General features: G+C 64.0%; 13 protein-coding genes. 7 read left to right on the top strand and 6 right to left on the bottom strand.

Annotation, left to right across the window (positions count from 1 at the left end):
• The first annotated feature begins 76 nt into the window (after positions 1-76).
• Positions 77-1,207 carry a hypothetical protein gene (locus BI327_RS04450; RefSeq protein ID WP_143271534.1) on the top strand — a complete coding sequence of 377 codons (1,131 nt, stop codon included), beginning with the start codon at positions 77-79 and terminating at the stop codon, positions 1,205-1,207.
• Positions 1,208-1,494: 287 nt separating this feature from the next.
• A complete protein-coding gene (locus BI327_RS04455) occupies positions 1,495-2,451 on the top strand; it encodes a hypothetical protein (RefSeq protein ID WP_076858538.1) in 957 nt (318 codons plus the stop codon).
• A gap of 174 nt (positions 2,452-2,625) precedes the next feature.
• Here the strand turns inward: BI327_RS04455 and BI327_RS04460 are convergent, their stop codons facing one another.
• From BI327_RS04460 to BI327_RS04480, 5 genes are all read right to left on the bottom strand, one after another.
• A complete protein-coding gene (locus BI327_RS04460; RefSeq protein ID WP_076858539.1) occupies positions 2,626-4,635 on the bottom strand; it encodes an SPFH domain-containing protein in 2,010 nt (669 codons plus the stop codon).
• A 240-nt stretch (positions 4,636-4,875) separates the two neighbouring features.
• Positions 4,876-5,724, bottom strand: coding sequence for an SDR family NAD(P)-dependent oxidoreductase (locus BI327_RS04465; RefSeq protein WP_076858540.1), 849 nt, complete (start codon positions 5,722-5,724; stop codon positions 4,876-4,878).
• Positions 5,725-5,912: 188 nt separating this feature from the next.
• Positions 5,913-7,052, bottom strand: coding sequence for an amidohydrolase/deacetylase family metallohydrolase (locus tag BI327_RS04470; protein ID WP_076858541.1), 1,140 nt, complete (start codon positions 7,050-7,052; stop codon positions 5,913-5,915).
• 59 nt (positions 7,053-7,111) lie between these two features.
• Positions 7,112-8,995 (bottom strand): patatin-like phospholipase family protein, encoded by a 1,884-nt coding sequence (locus BI327_RS04475; RefSeq protein ID WP_245334712.1) that lies wholly within the window; start codon positions 8,993-8,995, stop codon positions 7,112-7,114.
• A 169-nt stretch (positions 8,996-9,164) separates the two neighbouring features.
• Entirely contained in the window at positions 9,165-10,316 is a 1,152-nt protein-coding gene (locus BI327_RS04480; protein ID WP_076858543.1) for a zinc-binding dehydrogenase, read from the bottom strand.
• A gap of 209 nt (positions 10,317-10,525) precedes the next feature.
• Here BI327_RS04480 and BI327_RS04485 point away from each other — a divergent pair, with 209 nt between their 5' ends.
• Complete coding sequence (locus BI327_RS04485; protein WP_076858544.1) at positions 10,526-11,053, top strand: hypothetical protein; 528 nt, start codon at positions 10,526-10,528, stop codon at positions 11,051-11,053.
• Positions 11,054-11,072: 19 nt separating this feature from the next.
• Here BI327_RS04485 and BI327_RS04490 read toward each other — a convergent pair whose 3' ends face one another.
• Complete coding sequence (locus BI327_RS04490) at positions 11,073-12,038, bottom strand: MBL fold metallo-hydrolase (RefSeq protein WP_245334713.1); 966 nt, start codon at positions 12,036-12,038, stop codon at positions 11,073-11,075.
• Between the two features lie 153 nt (positions 12,039-12,191).
• On the opposite strand from BI327_RS04490, the gene BI327_RS04495 reads away from it, so the two are divergent.
• From BI327_RS04495 to BI327_RS04510, 4 genes are all read left to right on the top strand, one after another.
• Positions 12,192-13,127, top strand: coding sequence for an acyl-CoA desaturase (locus tag BI327_RS04495; RefSeq protein WP_076858545.1), 936 nt, complete (start codon positions 12,192-12,194; stop codon positions 13,125-13,127).
• A 255-nt stretch (positions 13,128-13,382) separates the two neighbouring features.
• Positions 13,383-14,897, top strand: a complete 1,515-nt coding sequence (locus BI327_RS04500) for an FAD-dependent monooxygenase (RefSeq protein ID WP_076858546.1) — start codon at positions 13,383-13,385, stop codon at positions 14,895-14,897.
• 141 nt (positions 14,898-15,038) lie between these two features.
• Entirely contained in the window at positions 15,039-15,656 is a 618-nt protein-coding gene (locus BI327_RS04505; RefSeq protein ID WP_028336124.1) for a PilZ domain-containing protein, read from the top strand.
• 333 nt (positions 15,657-15,989) lie between these two features.
• Positions 15,990-16,604 (top strand): transglutaminase-like cysteine peptidase, encoded by a 615-nt coding sequence (locus BI327_RS04510; RefSeq protein ID WP_076858547.1) that lies wholly within the window; start codon positions 15,990-15,992, stop codon positions 16,602-16,604.
• Positions 16,605-16,654: the final 50 nt, after the last annotated feature.

A 16,654-nucleotide genomic window follows, 5' to 3' on the forward strand; every position in this document is an offset into this window, starting at 1 on the left:
CCGAAAACTTGCCCGCAACGTTGCGGGCATCGAGCCAGACCCTTCGCCCAGCACCGGGAATCGTGAGGCGCGACCGATGAAGAGCTTCAGCAGCGGACTTGTTGTCCTTACATCCATGCTTTGCGCCCTCCTCGGATTCCAGCCGTTGTCCGCCCGGACCATCGATGCGGTTGTCGGCGTGAACGCCTCGGTGGGGTCACTGAGCGCCGACCAACAGAATGCAATCCTCGCGCAATTGCACGCAGCCAACGTTCATTTCATCCGATCGGGCATTACGCCCGATGCGCAGGGAGTGGATTTTGCCCGGCGCGCCCAGGCGCAGGGCATCCAGATCGAGTGGCTGGTCCAACTGCAATACCGGCCCGGCGCGCCGAGCCGACCATGGCCCAATGCCTTCGGCGTGTGGGGCGGACCTCCATTGTCCGCCGCCGATCCAGATCAATTCGGCAAGTATTTCGAGCCGCTGCTCGAAAAACTCGAAGCCGCCGGCGTCAAGCTCGCAGGGTTCGAACTGGGCAATGAAATCAATTCCGCGATGTTCAATTCGGATTTCAGCTTGCCGGCGGAGAAGCCGGCCCAATCCAGGGAGTTCAACCTCGAGGACCTTTCGCATGATCCGGAGGCACAACAGGTCGCCAAAGGCTATCTGCAATATCTGAAGCTGCTCAAGGTCATCAAGGAGGCCCGCGCGCGGTCGAAGCTGAACCAGCATGCACCGATCATCAGCGCCGGTCTGGTGTTCAACGAAGCTCCGCAGGCTCCGCGAACCGCAAAGCTCGACTCGGTCGGTGCCGTCGCAACGCTGGAGTTCATGCGCGCGAACGGCCTCGACGCACTCGTCGATGGCTACGGTGTTCATACTTATCCCTGGACGAATGATCCGGGAAGTCCGACCGCCACCGAGGGGCGCCGCGACCGATTACAGAAGTACGTTCTCGCGGAATGCCGGCCGCAGGGGAGCCAGGCCGGCAAGCCCTGCTGGATCACCGAGTGGGGCATTCCCAATCGCGATTCCTCCTGCCCTCCTCACGAAACCAATCAGATTACCCTGGTCAACGAGACACGAACCAATTTCCGATCCTACGTCGCCGCGAAAGAGGTGCTTGGCCTGTTCTACTATGCGTGGCTCGACAGCCGCGAAGGCTTCGCAATCTACCGCTGCAATCGTTTGACGGACACCGGTCGTTTGGCACTGACGCCGTTCTGACGATGGCTGCTCCACGTGGGATGTCGGTAACCGACAGGACAGGGGGCGCGAAACGCGCCGCCTGCCAATCCTCGCGCTCGCCTTCATCGCCCGTACCGTAGCCGCCCGCGTCGTTTAGTCCCACCACCGGGCTGGAAATGAATTTTCAGAACGCCGTGTCGCCACGGCTGCGCGCCAGTCCGTCCCGTTTGCGAGGCTCCTACAAAGCCGTTGCTCGGCCTCCCTGCAGGGGCTAGCGTTCACGACGGTCAGCAATTCCGGGTGAAACCGTTTCAGGAGCAATTTCGATGTCAACAATTATTGACGCTACCGTACAGAATCCAACAACCGGCGTAGTCGACTTCCTGCGCTTTGACGGAACGTCCCTCGTCGCCAGCTACGCTGCAGACTACGGCCTTGGCGCACATTGGAAGGTGGTCGGGAGTGGAGACTTCAACGGGGACGGGACACCTGATTTGGTCGCTCAGGAGCGGGGCGGCGGAATGCTCGACTTCCTGTTCCTTAACAGTTCTGCTCATATGATAGGAAGCTTTATGACGTCGAGCTCTGTTCCTGAAGTACATGGAACGGGCAACTTCGGCTTGGCGAGCGGCCAGATTGGTCCGACTCTGATTAGCCAGACTGCCGACGGCTCTTTCGATCTTCTCGGATATAAAGTCGGCGAACTCATATGGTCTGATTTGATCGCCGGTACGGCTGGCGCGGCACCTGTGGTTGGGGCTGGGGACACGGGAGTGGCTGTCCAGCACTCCGCCTCTCCGAATACTCAAGGGGGTGGAGCTTTTGGTTCCAATTTCGTCAATACGGGACCTGTAGACGACATCATCACGCAAGCGTCCGACGGACAGTTGACTGTCTACGGGTTCGACGGAAGTTTCGCAGCGTCTCCGGGGCTAATCCTTGCAGGCAGCAGCGTGGTGCCGGGCACCGCTGGTTATCCGCACGTCGGAGAGGTCAATCCTGGCGGGAGCAACTACGGCAGCACCTTTCTTTGGAATACGTCTCCGTTTCCCGGCGGGCCGCCGCCAGGTTATACCGAGTTGAGCAGCGGTGATCATGTCGAGCTCATTGCAGGTACTCCGAACGGTCAGATCGATGGGGTGTTTCTGGATGCCATGTCCTCGTCGCCGACCGTCGCGTATACGAACCTCGAAGACACTCCTATCCCGGGCTGGGAGATCGTCCATGGTGGGCAGGTCGCAACTCATCTTTTCGGCGACACGGCATTGACCGCTTTCCTCTAGACCCGATCGTATTGGCGTGGGTGGCCATTTCGCTGGCGCTCGTGGTGGCCGCCCCAGGCTCTCATTCGGTAACCGGCTCCGTTTGACGTTGCGGCGGAAGCGGTGTCTCAAGGCATGGACGCCAGTCCGTATCAAGAGCGCACCGCTTCCGGTTTACCAATGTGCTTCAGTTCGTCACTGGCCGTTGGTCCGGCGCGCCGCTTTCGGCGCCTCGTCCTTCAGCTTCTCCAATGCGCCGGGCATCATCTGCCCGAACATCGAGCTCAGCATCGCGGTCGGGATCAGGCCCGCGCTGCTGCCTTCCGCGCCCTGCCCGCCCGACATCAGGAATTGCGGCACCAGGGGCTGATTGATCCGCGTCAGCGCCTCGGCGAATTTTGCAAAATTCTGCTCGGCAAGCCGGTACTCCGGCCCGCCATAGGCATCGACCGACAGCTTGGTCGCCTGCGCGTTGGCGGCGCCGACCGCAAGCACCCGGTCGGCCTCGCCCTGGCCCTCGAGCCGCGACTGCTCGCCGACCGCGGCTGCGGTCACCTTGCGGGTCTCGGCATCCTTCTGCGCGCGGGCCAGCGCCGCCGCGCCCTCGTTCTCGTTGACCTTGACCTGGATCAGCGACTGCGTCAGCGCGGTCTGCGCCGCCGCCGTCGCCTTGGCCTCGTTCAGCGCCCGCTCCTGGACCGCGGCCTTTTCCTGCTCCTGATAGGTCTCGATCTGCTCGCGCGCGATCTGGCGCGAGCGCAGCTGGATCAGGATGTTCTCGATGGTGTGATCGCCAGGGGCCGCCCGCGGCGTGCCGATCAACACCTCCTGAAGGTCGAGCGAATAGCTCTCGAACCTCGCCTTCATGTCGTGGGCCGCCTCCTCCTGGATTGCGGCGCGGTTCTGCAACAGCTCGATCAGCGTCATCTTCTGCGCGATGTTCTTGAAGAACGCAGAGACCATCGGGTCGAGCGTCTGCTCGACCAGCTTCTTCACGTCGCCGAAGCGCTGGATGATCATCGGCGCCTTCTTGTAGTCGATATGCATCACCACCGAGAGCGGCAGCGTCGGTTCGAACGCGTCCTTGGTGATCAGCGAGATCTCCGACAGGTTCTCGTCGAGCTTCATCGCGCCGACCTCGCCGCGCATCCATTTCAGGATGAAGTTGACGGTCGGGATCACCTCGATCTTGCCGGCATAGGTGTTGAAGGCGTATTTGCCCGGCAACAGCGGGTCCTTCCAGACGCCGCGGCTGCCGTTGAGCACCAACTCGCCATGGCGATACTGCTCGCCCGAGACGTCGTCGGTGCGCGGGCCGGTATAGAAGATGACGACGCCGACATTACCGACCGGGATCACCGTCTTCGGCACCGCCTCGACGGTCGCAAACAGCCGGTTGATGTACCAGGTGCCCTCGACGATGACCTGGAGCTGACGGCCGCGATAGCCGCCGGCGCTCAGGAATTTCTCCGGCTCCTGGAAATTGTTGTGAAAGGTCGCGGTATCCCGCAGCTCGATGCCGACCTCAGGCGCGATGATCTCGCCCGGAGGCAGCGACGGGCCGTCATGAACAGTGACGATGCCGACCAGGTCGTGATCGGCCGCCAGCACCACCGGGGCAAAGCCCCAGCGCTCGGTGATCGTGAGCTGCATGCTCTCGAGCACGCCGCGCTCGCGCTCGCTCAGCGCATGGCCATAGACACGCTCATCGGTAATGACAGCGAACTGCGTGGTGTTGATCGCATAGGTACCCTCGCGCAGGATCTTGCGCTGCGGGCCCTTCTGGCCGCCGCCGAGCAGGAAGCGGCGCGCGTCCTGGAAGTCCGACTTGTCCTCGGTGTCGTTGGCACCGAGCACCTGCGACGGCTCGAGAGCCGCGCCGTCGCGCGCGAACACATAGGCGATCTTACCCTGGCCGACGGTCACGAGGTCGGAGCGGTGGATCCGGTACATGAAGGGAAACATCACGTGCAGGCCGCCGCGCAGCACCTCCGGCTCGTAGCCGGCTTCGCCGTTCAGCGCGATGAAGCCGTCGTCGATCGAGCCCTTCGCCGACCACAGCTTTTCGACGATGCCGACCTGATTGTTCGGAATGTAGCGAAATACGTTCGATATGCGCAGCAGGATCACAAGCGCGATCACGACTGCGGTCCAAATGGCCGGTTGGGTTAAACCTGAGCCATTAAGAAAACCGAGGAAGTCCATAGTCCATCTCCACAATTCGCAACTGGGCGGTTTGGGAACCCAAACCTGCACCCAAGAATTGCGGTGCGGACATGTGGTGGGCGGCTGAGGGGGCGCAAGGCGTGAACATTATTCGCACTGCCAATCTTTTTTTGATGACAGCATGAACCGGCGAACGACTCGCGCGACATCGACCGGCGCGATGACGTCGCTGCAATTGCGCATCATTCGCAGCGCGGCGACCTTGCGCGATCGCAAGGCTCAACGTTTCGGATCACGCCCGCGGATATGGTCAAAGCCCTGCTTGATTGCGGCGAAGCGCGCGTCGACCACCGCCTCGAATTCGAGGTCGGTGAAGATATAGGGCCAGTCGTTTTCGACGCCCTCGCGGACGAGTTCACCGACATACATGGGATCGATACCTTGGGAGATGCGTTCGCGGACCAGATTGATCCGCTCGGCAAGCGGGCCCGACGTCGGCAAGGTACGCGTCTCCCCCTCGAAGCGCTTGGGAAGGTTGCGCCTGGAGTCCATGATGTGGGTGCGGATGAACCCGGGACACAGCACCGATACGCCGATCCCGCGAGGCGCGAGTTCGGGCCGCAGTCCCTCGGACAGCGCGACGACGCCATACTTCGAAACGTTGTAGGCCGTGCTTCCCCCTGAAATGAGGCCAGCGAGCGAGGCCGTGGAGACGATGTGCCCACCCTCGCCGTGCTGCTCGATCAACGGCCCGAAAATCTCGATCCCCCAGATCGTCGCCATCAGATTGACGCCCAGGGTCCAATTCCACGACGCGTCGGTCCAGGTGCCATAAGGTCCGCCGCCGCCGACGCCCGCATTGTTGACGAGGATATGCACCTTGCCGTAGCGCGCGGTCGTGGCTTCGGCGGCGGCTTGTAGTTCGGCTTTCAGCGAAACGTCCGCTTTCACGCCGTCGACATCGACGTTGGTGCGCCTCAGTTGCTCCAGCGCCGCGGACAGAGCCGCGTCTTCAATATCGCAAAGCATGACTTTCGCCCCGGCCTGGGCGAAAGCGGTCGCGATCCCCAATCCGATGCCTGACGCCGCACCGGTCACGAACGCGGTCTTTCCAGCGAGTTCCTTCACGCGCAATCTCCCCGTGCAAGCCGACACCACGACACCAAGTATCACCGGAGGGCATCTGAGCGCACTTTCGAGCGATTGGGAAGTGTGCGGGATTCCCAGGTTTGGCCCTCAACCGCCATTCATTCGAACCGACTTCGATGTCGCTCTTTTTGGACAAAGCCAACGCGGATTCTTTGAGCGCGCACGCCCTATCTCGGATGCCACCAGCGTCCGCCGATCACCACGCCCTCGGATGCGATCTTGCGATCGCCGGTGAGGTGCTCGCCGACCACGTCAACATAGTCGAACTGGCCTTCCCTGATCGAGATCAGCGTGGCGTCGCCGACGCTGCCGGGCTTGAGGCTGCCGAGCTCCGGCCGCCGCAATGCCATCGCGGCATTGACGGTGGACGCCGCGATCACGTCCGGCAGCGGCATTCCCATGCAGAGGAATTTCGACATCGTCGTCACCTGATCGAAGGCCGGGCCGTCGATGCAGAGCTGATGGATGTCGGACGAGATGGTATCGGGATAAAAACCGTTGGCGAGCATCGCGCGCGCGGTCTTGAAGGCGAACGAGCCCTTGCCGTGGCCGATGTCGAACAGCACGCCGCGCTCGCGCGCCTCCAGCACCACTTTCTTCACCGTGCCCTGCGCGGTCGCCGGCGTGTTGGGGAACGGCCGGAACGCATGGGTCAGCACGTCGCCCGGACGCAAGCGCGCCAGCACCTCCTCGTAACTCGGCGGCGGATGGTCGATATGCGCCATCAAGGGCATGCCGACCTCCTCCGCAACCTCGAGCGCGATCTCGAGCGGGACCAGCCCCGAGGTGCCCGAGGCGAACAGGCCGACCCGCACCTTGATGCCGACGATGACGTCGCGGTTCGCATCCGCCACGCGCGCGGCGTCGATCGGATTCATCAGCCGCAACTCCTCGCTCTCGCCGACCATCACCTTGTCGGAGAAGCCGAAGATGCCGGCATGCGAGACATGCAGATAGGCGAGGATGCGGACCTGGCTCGGCTCGATCACATGCTTGCGGAAGCCGGCGAAGTTGCCGGGACCGGCGCTGCCGGTGTCGACCGAGGTGGTGACGCCGGAGTTGCGGCAAAATTCCTCCGCGTCGATGCCGAGCGAGGTGCCGCCCCAATAGACATGGGTGTGCAGATCGATGATCCCAGGCGTCACGATCAGCCCTGAGACGTCGCGAACCTCGGTCGCAGGATCGGCTCTCAACTCCCGGCCGACGGCTGCGACCTTGCCGCCGGCAAAGGCGACATCAGTGACAGCATCGAGCTTTTGCGACGGGTCGATCACCCGTCCGCCGCGCAGAATCAAATCGAAAGGCATCGTCGTCTCCGGATTTCAGTCCGGCACGATGGTCGACTTCGCCGCCGCCTGCAAGCCGTTCAGCCGACGCGGGCTTGGTGGGAAACCGGCGTGGTCGCTGTCGCCGTATCCGCGCGCGTGTCGCCGACCATGTCAGCCCCATTGGCCGACGGAACGATGGCCGCAATGGCGGGATGATGCGCGGCCTCCGAGGCGGCAATGGTCTCCTGGGCCCAGCGGTACGAGGACTCGAAGATTTCCTGATGGCGGTCGAAATCGGTCACGTCGATGCCATCGGGCGTCGGCGGCCGCATCACCATGTCGAGCGCCGTGGTCGGCAACGTATCGTAGCGCTGATGCGCGACGAGGCTGCGCCACAGCACGTTGACGGCGCTTGGAGCTGCCGGCAGCGATTTTCGCCGGAACGGCGTCAGCAGCGACGCAAGCAGCTCGAGCCGGCCCGGCAGCGCGGCATAGTCGACGTCGAACATCTCGGTGGCCGGCTCGCCGAAATGGACCACCAGATTGGGCCCGCTCTTCAGCTGATGCATTTGCCCGAGCGGAACGTTGTCGATGAGGCATCCGTCGACCAGCATCGAACCGTCCCGTGTATAGAACGGCGGCAGCAGGCCGGGGATGGCGCTCGATGCCCGCACCGCCTGCCACAGCAGGCCGGTCCGGATCAGTTCGAGATTGTGCGTCGACAGGTTGGTCGCGACCGCAGCGAACGGCCGCCAGCAATCCTCGATCCGGCAGTTGTGGCCATACTGATCGGCCAGCGCCGCATCGAAGGCCTTGTGGTCCAAAAGCGCGTAGCGCGGCCAGGTGGGGCGGCGGAAGCTGCGGCTGGAGACGAAGATCTCGTGTGTGCCGCGCTCGAGATGCTCGGCGTCGTAGTTCTTGGCAAAGCCCGCCGCCATCGCCGAACCGACGCTGGTGCCGACGAAGATGTCGAACATCGCGCCGCGCTCGCAAAAGGCCTTGTAGACCCCGACATGGGCAGTGCCGAGGCTGCCGCCGCCACCGGCGACGAACCCGACGGCGCGGCCGCACAGGAAGCGCACCAGGCTGTCGATATCGAGCTGGTCCTCGAGCGCGACATGGTGATGCATGAAGCAGGGCAGCCGCGCCAGCCAGGCCGCGGTGCCGCTGACCTCGTGCCGCCTGACATCGTGAACACGAACGAGGCGGCGCGCCGCCGCCGGATGCACCGCGCAGGCGAAGCTCTCGATCTCGGTCAGCTCAGGCGGCGGCGCATGGCCGCGGCAGGCGAACACGACGAGATCTGCCTGGCGAATGGTCTTGCGCGCCCATTCCGATGCTTCCGTGCCGCCGAAATAGGCCACCAGCGGCGCGTCATATTCGATCCTGTTGAGCCAGTCGGCAACTTCGGAGGCGTCGAGCGTGCGGCCGGGAAACATCGCCTCAACGCGCGCAAGGTCGACGATCTCGGCTCCCGCGGCGGCAAGGCCCTGGCGCAACCTTTGTTCAAAGGCGGCCGGCACCGGCTCCCGCCCGCCCGAGATCAGCGCGACGGTGCGCGCCTTCGGCGATGCCCGCACCGGCAACAGCCGCGCGGTCTGAATGGCAAACCGCTGCGCAAGCGCGGCGAGCAGCGCCTCGACGATCCCGGGCGTTTCCTGGACAAGCTTCGCATAGGCCGCGCGCGTCAGCACCAGCACGCTGGTATCGCGGATCGCGATCACATTGGCCGTGCGCGGGATGTTGGCGAAGAAGCCGATCTCGCCGACCAGCTCGCCGGCGCGCAACTCCGCAATCGGCTCGGGATGATCGCTCCGGTACACCGCGAGCGCGCCGTGCAGCACCAGGAACAACGCGTCCGAGGCACCGCCCTGCTCGACCAGAAGCTCGCCACGCACCAGATCACGCCGGGTCATCGCGCCAAAGGCGATCAACCGCTGTTCCGCGCTGAGCGTCCTGAACAGCGGGAAGTCCTCGGACACGTTTCCCCCTGCAAATGTTGCATTCGGCGGCATACGGTTCGACTGCATGCTCCGATGTTAGCGCCGGGCCGTCGTCTCGGCGAGCGATATCAGAGCATGATCGGCAGCACCCGGCCGCTATTCCTTGGGGGCGCTGCAACAGGATTTGCACCGCTCCTGCTTGCCTGCGTCACCCGACCAGCTCCGGCCACGGCACGATGGTCGACTTCACCGTCTTCATCGCCATCGCGTCCGCCACCGCCTGCGCAACGCCCTGCTCGGTGAACGGATAGATCGTCTGCATGTCGAGCCAGGGATATTTGTTGCGCGTGCGGTAGAGCATGTCGACACCGAGCGGCAAATCGTTGCCGGTGAAGCCCCAGGAGCCGAGCACATTGAGGTCCTTGGTGCAGATCCGGTGCCATGAGGTGTCGATCGAGCCGGCGTCGGTGAACTGGCCCATCTCGACATAAGTGCCGCCGTCGCGCAGCATCTCGATGCCCTCGGGGCCGGCGGTCGGATGGCCGGAGCAATCCATCACGAGATCGGCGCCGAAGCCGCCGACGATGTCGCGCACCGCCTTGATGCGCTCGTCCGGCGTCTTGAGCTGCTCGATATCGACGGTCGCCTCTGCGCCGAATTTGCGCGCCAGCTTGAGCCGCGGATTTTCCGGCGCGCCGACGCAGATCACGCGCCCTGCCCCCATCTCCTGCGCGGCTGCGACCGCGAGGATGCCGATCGGCCCGGAGCCCTGGATCACCACCGTGTCGCCCCAGCTGAAACCGCCGGCGCGGGTGGCGCGGTTGAAGGCACGGATGCAGGAAGTCAACGGCTCGGACAGCGCGCCGAGCCGCAGCGACATGTCGTCGGGCAATTTGTAGATCTTGGTGCCGGGCAGCATGTCGAGATCGACATAGACATATTCGGCCCAGCCGCCCCACATGTGCGGCGCCTTCTCGAAGCCGAGATAGCGGCCGTAATACACCGGCGTCAGGCACTTGTTGGCGCTCTCCGGATAATGGATGCAGTAATAGCAGCGGCCGCACGGCATCAAGGGCGGGATCATCACCTTCGATCCGACCTTGAGCGGCTTGCTCATGAAGTCCTCGGTGAACTCCGGGCCGCACTCGACGATCACGCCGCCGAGCTCATGGCCGAGCGTGAACGGCCACGGCAGCGGCTTCGGCCAATGTCCCTTCAGGATATGCAGGTCGGTTCCGCAAACGCCGCAGGCGCCGACCTTGATCAAGGCCGCCTTTTTGCCGATATCCGGCCATGGCACGGTCCGGATTACCGGCTTGGCTCCAGGTCCGTCATGCGTGCAGACGCGGATCTGCTCCATCGGTTCGCTCTCCCTGTCCTTGTCATTGGGCCGGGTTCGGCCGCACCGACTTTAGGTCAGGACGATCGGGATGTCATGAAGGCCTGTCATGAACGCCGTGGCAGGACGAGGCGCTTCAAGTCTTGACGGGAGTATTTTTCCGCAAGGAAGCATTGATTGTGCACGCGGCCGAGGGCGAATAGGCTTGTAGCATTGCGGGGAACGAGATCATGAATCCTGGTATCGAAGGCATCGTCGGCATGTACGTCAAGCTCGGCGAACTGGATACGCTGCAACGCATGAAGGAGCATCGCCAGAGCCTGCTGGAGCAATGCGTCGATACGGCGAATTTCAGCTTCGACGTGACGCGATCGATCTACAGGAGCGACCTCGAGGTGATCGAAGCCGGCATCGAGAAGCTCTCCGGCGAGATCACCGGCCATGTCGACGTGTTCAACGAGAACAGGATCGCCGGATGGGCCTTGTACGACCAGCACCCCGACAAGCGCGTGGCGATCGACATCTACTTCAACGGCGAGCTCGTTGCCGAAGTCGTCGCCGATCAATTCCGCAAGGACCTGCTCAAGCTCAACAAGGGCGACGGGCACCACGCCTTCATGTTCGAGCCGCCGGCCGGATCCTATCAGCTGCCTTTGCAGCTCGAGATCCGCGCGGCGAAACGAAAGGTTCTGAAAGCGGTGACCGTCGAGCCGCCGGCGGCGACCGTCGAACCGGCCATGGACGCCGAGGCCAAATAGCCTCACCGCGCCGCGATCGTCACTTCATCGCGGCGCCGTCGGGCGCAAAGCCCTCGACCTTGTCCGTGATCACGAACGACATCAGATCGTGCCCGATCACCAGCGGCCCCTGATAGGTCGTACGCGTCCGCTTCAGCAGCGCATCCTCCGGCACGTCCTGTGTCGGCGGCTGGCTTGCGAACACGATGTGCGAATAGACCGCAAGCTTTGGCTTGGCCTCTGCGAAGATCTTGCCGGCCTCCTCCGGCGAGGTGTGGTGGTTCTCGATCGCCCGATAGTTCGGATAGGCCTTGAACAGCTCGGGATCGATCACCGCGACCTCGTGGATCAGGAGATCGGCGCCCTCGGCCGCCTTTGCCACCCGCTCGTCCGGCTTGGTGTCGCCCGACAGCACCACCTTCTTGCCGTCATACTCGACGACGTATCCGAATGACGGCTTGATCTTCTCGCCGTGATTGACCTCGATCGCGGTGACCTTGACGCCGTTCTTGTCATAGACCGGTCCCGGCTCGATGTCCTTGGCCGCGAACGCGACGCCCGACGGCGGATAACCCTCATCGTCGATCCGGATGCGGATGTCCTCGGAGAACGCCTTGGTGAGATTTTCGGTCATGGCCACGGTGCCCTTCGGCCCGAAGATCACCATCGGCGTCCTGCGCGAGCCGAACGGCGTGCCGATCCATCCCGTCAGCCACATGTCCGGGAGGCCGACGATATGGTCGGAATGCAGATGGGTGATGAAATGCGCGGTGATGGCGCCGATCGGGATCTTCTTCTGGAACAGGCGGATCGTCGAGCCGCGCCCGAGATCGAAGATCAGCTTCTCGGGGCCTGCTTCCACCAGCGTCGCGGCGCTGAAGCTGGAGAGCCGCGGCGTCGGCGTGCCGGTGCCGAGCAAGGTGACCCGCATCTCGGCGGCACGCGTCGTGCCGGCGCTGACGAAGATTGCCGCAGCAAGCGCAAGCCACAATTTCAGTCGCATCATCGAACGCCCCTGCCCCCTGAGATGACCAAGTCACGACAGGCTAGGTGAAGTGGCCCGAGATGCCAATGCAGGCTGCGACATGACGGACGCGCGTGGCGGATTGACAGCGACAGCCGCTCCATCCCAACCTGCGGTACAACTTCAGGTAACGGAATGAAACTGCAGCCCGGATCTGAACGAATCTTCGCCGACGAGCTCACCGACCCGCTGGACGGGCGCGTGCAATGGGCGCCGGCAAAGTCGTTGTGGCTCGGCGGCATGACCGCGGTCGCGATCGTGTTCGGGCCGCTGCTGTTCTCGTGGAGCGCGTTCGCGCTGTTCATCGTGACCAGCGCGATCACGCTGTGCTTCGGGCATTCGGTCGGCATGCACCGGCGGCTGATCCATGCGAGCTTCGACTGTCCGCTGTGGCTCGAGCGGCTCTGCGTCTATCTCGGCACGCTGGTCGGGATGGCCGGCCCGTACGGCATGGTGCGGCTGCACGATTTCCGCGACTGGGCACAACGCCAGCCGGCATGCCACGACTACTCCCGCCACGCCGCCGGCTTCTGGCGCGATGCCTGGTGGCAGCTGCATTGCATGCTCGTGCTGAAACACCCGCCGGTCTTCCGGCTCGAACCGCGGCTTGCCGATGACCGCTTCTACCGCTTCGTCGAGCGAACCTGGATGTGGCAGCAATTGCCCTGGGCGATCCTGTTCTTTGCGATCGGCTCGTGGAGCTGGCTGGTGTGGGGGATCTGCGTCCGGGTCGCCGTCTGCGTCACCGGTCACTGGCTGATCGGTCATTACTCGCATCGCAAGGGCGGACAGACCTGGATCATCGAAGGCGTCGCGGCCCAGGGCTACAATGTCGGCATCGCCGGGCTGATCAGCATGGGCGAGAGCTGGCACAACAATCACCACGCCTATCCCAACTCGGCGAAGCTCGGGCTGCTGCCGGGGCAGATCGATCTCGGCTGGTGGCTGATCAAGGCGTTCGAGGCAGCCGGGCTCGCGCGCAATATCAAGACGCCGGACAACCTCGCACCGCGCCCGGGCGCGCGCCGCGTCGACGGTCCTGATCACGCCGCTGCGGTCGCCCGCACCTAGCGATCGCGCGCCGTTCCGCGTCGGTTGCATATCCATCGCCATGCCGCTATATCGGCCCCGTCGGAAAAGGCAGACTTGGTTTGGTAAGCCCAAGTCCTTTCGTGAACGAAGTCCCTTCGGTAACGAAAGCTCTGGTCTCCTGCCTCGTGCACGAGATCCCCACGACGAACACCGGACGCGATGCGTCCATTGTTCGTCCGTGTGGTTCTCAACCCGACGAACCGCTCCGGTCGAACACCGACAAAGGAGCAGTTCATGCCCAACCACCTTCCCGTTCCCCATGATGTCGTGATTGCCGGTGCCGGCCCGGTCGGGCTGATGCTGGCCTGCGAGCTGCGGCTCGCGGGCGTCTCGGTCCTGGTGCTGGAGCAGGCCGCCGACCCGCACTCGCCGCTGAAGCGGCTGCCGTTCGGCATGCGCGGCCTTTCGGCGCCCACCATCGAAGCACTCTATCGCCGCGGAATGCTGGACGACATCGCGGCGCCACAGCGCGCGCAAGATGGCCGTGCGGCCGGCCATTTCGCCGGCATCCAGTTTTGCCACGATGATATCGACGCTTCGAAGTGGCGGTTTCGCCTGCCGAGCCCGGCCGGCACCAGCATGGCGGTCGAGATGGCGTCGCTCGAATCCGTATTGGCCGCTCGCGCAACCGCGATGGGCGTCGAGATCAGGCGCGGCCTCGGCGTTCAGGCACTCGAACAGTCGGATGACGGCGTCACCATTCGCGCCGGCGGCGTGACGTTCCACGGGCGCTGGCTGGTCGGTTGCGACGGCGGCCGCAGCATGGTGCGCAAGGCGGCCAGCTTCGAATTCACCGGCACCGCCCCCGAGTTCACCGGCTATTCGATCGCGGTCGAGATCGCCGATCCAGACAAGCTCGCCCCGGGCCGCCGCTACACGCCGACGGGCATGTACACCTACGCGCGTCCGGGCACCATCGCGATGGTCGAGTTCGACGGCGGCGCCTTCCATCGCAGCCAGCCGATCACGCGCGAACATGTGCAGGCGGTGCTCCGCCGCGTCTCCGGCACCGATGTCACCTTGACGGCGCTCGAGCTTGCCACCACCTGGACGGATCGTGCCTGCCAGGCGACGCAATACCGCAGCGGGCGTGTGCTGCTCGCCGGCGACGCCGCGCACATCCACTCGCCGCTGGGTGGCCAGGGCCTCAACCTCGGACTCGGCGATGCGATGAATCTCGGCTGGAAGCTCGCGGCCACGGTCCGCGGCGATGCGCCGGCCGGTCTGCTCGACAGCTATTTCGGCGAGCGGCATCCGGTGGGCGCGCAGGTTCTCGACTGGTCCCGCGCCCAGGTCGCGCTGATGCGCCCCTGCCGGAGTTCGCGTGCGCTCGAAGCCATCATCCGCGATCTGATCGCAACGCCGGACTGCGCGACCTATTTTGCCGAGCGCGTGTGGGGCGTCTCGCTGCGCTACGATCTCGGCGGCGGCCATCCGCTGGTGGGCCGCAGCGTGCCCGACTTCGAGCTCGCCTGCGGGACGAAGCTCGGCGAGTTGCTCCACGACGGCCGCGGCCTGCTGCTGGACTTCGGCGCGCGCTCGGCCCTGCGCGCGTTTGCCGATCGCAGGCGGGACCGGATCAGCTATGTCGCAAGCGACGCCCGGGATCGGCTGGGACTGAGCGCAGTGCTGGTGCGTCCCGACGGGTTTGTGGCTTGGGCCACAGACATCGCGCCGGATCCGGAGGAGACTGCTCAAGCCGCCGCGCGATGGTTCGGCGAACCCGACGCGGCATATCAGAAGGCCTAACGCTCTTGGTTCCGGCGCATGCGAGCTTCGCTTCTCTCTCGCTCCGTGTCCGGGTTCCATTTCACAACCGTAACGCCCCGTTAACCCTATCAGCTTTAGGGTCTTCGGGGCTCCGAATGGACGGTGGCCGGGTTTGGTGTGATGTCGTTTGCACAGAAGAAAACTACCGTCGTCCCCGTAGCCGAGGAGCGGCGGCGCTTCCAGCGCGTCAAGGTGCACCTGCTCGGCCGCTACATGCTGCCCGACCGGCGCGAGTTTCCCTGCCAGATTATCAACATGTCTCCGGGCGGCCTCGCTTTGCTGGCGCCCGGCATCGGCAATGTCGGCGATCGCGTGATCGCCTATCTCGACCATATCGGCCGGGTCGAAGGGCGCATCACGCGCATCATCGACAACGGCTTTGCGATGACGATCGGCGCCACCGCGCGCAAGCGTGACAAGCTCGCCGCCCAGCTCACCTGGCTCGCCAATCGCGACATCCTCAATCTGCCCGAGGATCGCCGCCACGACCGTATCGTGCCGCGCAACCCGATCGCCCTGCTCACCCAGGAAGACGGCACGCGGATGACCTGCCGCATCATCGACCTCTCTTTGTCGGGTGCTGCGATTGCCGCCGAGAACCGCCCGCCGCTGAAATCGCTGGTGATGCTCGGCCGGGTGCAGGCCCGCGTGGTGCGAAATCTCGAAGAAGGCTTCGCGCTCGAGTTCGTCCACGAGCAGTCCGCGGAAACCCTCGAAGAGAGCGTTACCGCGAGGTAAAGCGAAAAACCGCCCAAAACCCCGTTTTCGGCCCTGCGAAGGCGGCCTCCGGTGCACCGGTGGCCGCCTTCGCTGCGTTTGGCCGGGCGAAATCGGCGGTTAACGGCCGGAACATTTGACGCAGCAAACCGCATTGCCGCAGCGCTCGCCGCGTTAATGCATAAAATTTGAATCAATTGCAGTTGTTTCAAATTTTACGAGAATTCGATTCAAGTATAGATCGAATTCGCCGCAGCTTTTACCAGTATTCGCGTCAAATCTACTTTGCACACTTAGCGGCGACGAAAATCCTTTGTGCGAAACGTGGTCCCAACAAGAAGAACGGGGGCTACGATGTTTGGGTTCAGGGGACAGGGGAAAGGTTTGGCGGTTGCCGCCATCCTGTTTGCGACGTGCGTGTCGGCCAAGGCCGGCGACGTTGTCTACGCCAGCCTGGGTGACGTCGCGCGTTCGCCGATCGGCTGGGTCGAATTCTGTACCGACAATCCCGCCGAGTGCCGCGGCGGCAAGACGCAACCACGCGACATCGTGTTGTCGCAGACCGCTTGGCGCGACCTCGTGCGGGTCAACAAGTGGGTCAACGAATCCATCAAGCCGATGACCGACATGGATCATTGGGGCGTGATCGAGAAGTGGTCGTTGCCATCCGACGGTTACGGCGACTGCGAGGACTACGTGCTCCTGAAGCGCAAGATGCTGATGGACGCCGGCTGGCCGCGCGAGGCGCTGTTGATCACGGTGGTGCGCGACAAAAAGGGCGAAGGCCACGCGGTGCTGACGGTGAAGACCGACAAGGGCGAGTTCGTGCTCGATAACCAGAACGAGAGCATCGTCGCCTGGACGGAGACCGGCTACCGCTTCGTCAAGCGGCAATCGCAGAGCGATCCGAATGTGTGGGTCTCGCTCGGCGACAACCGCCCCGCAGTTTCAACCGCAAGCTCGCGCTGAGCAGAACAAGGAATTTCGAGTTCGCGACCCGGTCACATCCCCACCCCTCC

The organism is Bradyrhizobium mercantei, from assembly GCF_001982635.1.
GTDB classification, from domain to species: domain Bacteria; phylum Pseudomonadota; class Alphaproteobacteria; order Rhizobiales; family Xanthobacteraceae; genus Bradyrhizobium; species Bradyrhizobium mercantei.

What these genes read in the sequence shown, in the direction of transcription:
- BI327_RS04495 (WP_076858545.1), top strand. Translation starts at nt 12,192, where the DNA reads ATGAAACTGCAGCCCGGATCTGAACGAATCTTCGCCGACGAGCTCACC.
- BI327_RS04480 (WP_076858543.1), bottom strand. Translation starts at nt 10,316, where the DNA reads ATGGAGCAGATCCGCGTCTGCACGCATGACGGACCTGGAGCCAAGCCG.
- BI327_RS04450 (WP_143271534.1), top strand. Translation starts at nt 77, where the DNA reads ATGAAGAGCTTCAGCAGCGGACTTGTTGTCCTTACATCCATGCTTTGC.
- BI327_RS04500 (WP_076858546.1), top strand. Translation starts at nt 13,383, where the DNA reads ATGCCCAACCACCTTCCCGTTCCCCATGATGTCGTGATTGCCGGTGCC.
- BI327_RS04455 (WP_076858538.1), top strand. Translation starts at nt 1,495, where the DNA reads ATGTCAACAATTATTGACGCTACCGTACAGAATCCAACAACCGGCGTA.
- BI327_RS04505 (WP_028336124.1), top strand. Translation starts at nt 15,039, where the DNA reads ATGTCGTTTGCACAGAAGAAAACTACCGTCGTCCCCGTAGCCGAGGAG.
- BI327_RS04490 (WP_245334713.1), bottom strand. Translation starts at nt 12,038, where the DNA reads ATGATGCGACTGAAATTGTGGCTTGCGCTTGCTGCGGCAATCTTCGTC.
- BI327_RS04470 (WP_076858541.1), bottom strand. Translation starts at nt 7,052, where the DNA reads ATGCCTTTCGATTTGATTCTGCGCGGCGGACGGGTGATCGACCCGTCG.
- BI327_RS04460 (WP_076858539.1), bottom strand. Translation starts at nt 4,635, where the DNA reads ATGGACTTCCTCGGTTTTCTTAATGGCTCAGGTTTAACCCAACCGGCC.
- BI327_RS04510 (WP_076858547.1), top strand. Translation starts at nt 15,990, where the DNA reads ATGTTTGGGTTCAGGGGACAGGGGAAAGGTTTGGCGGTTGCCGCCATC.
- BI327_RS04485 (WP_076858544.1), top strand. Translation starts at nt 10,526, where the DNA reads ATGAATCCTGGTATCGAAGGCATCGTCGGCATGTACGTCAAGCTCGGC.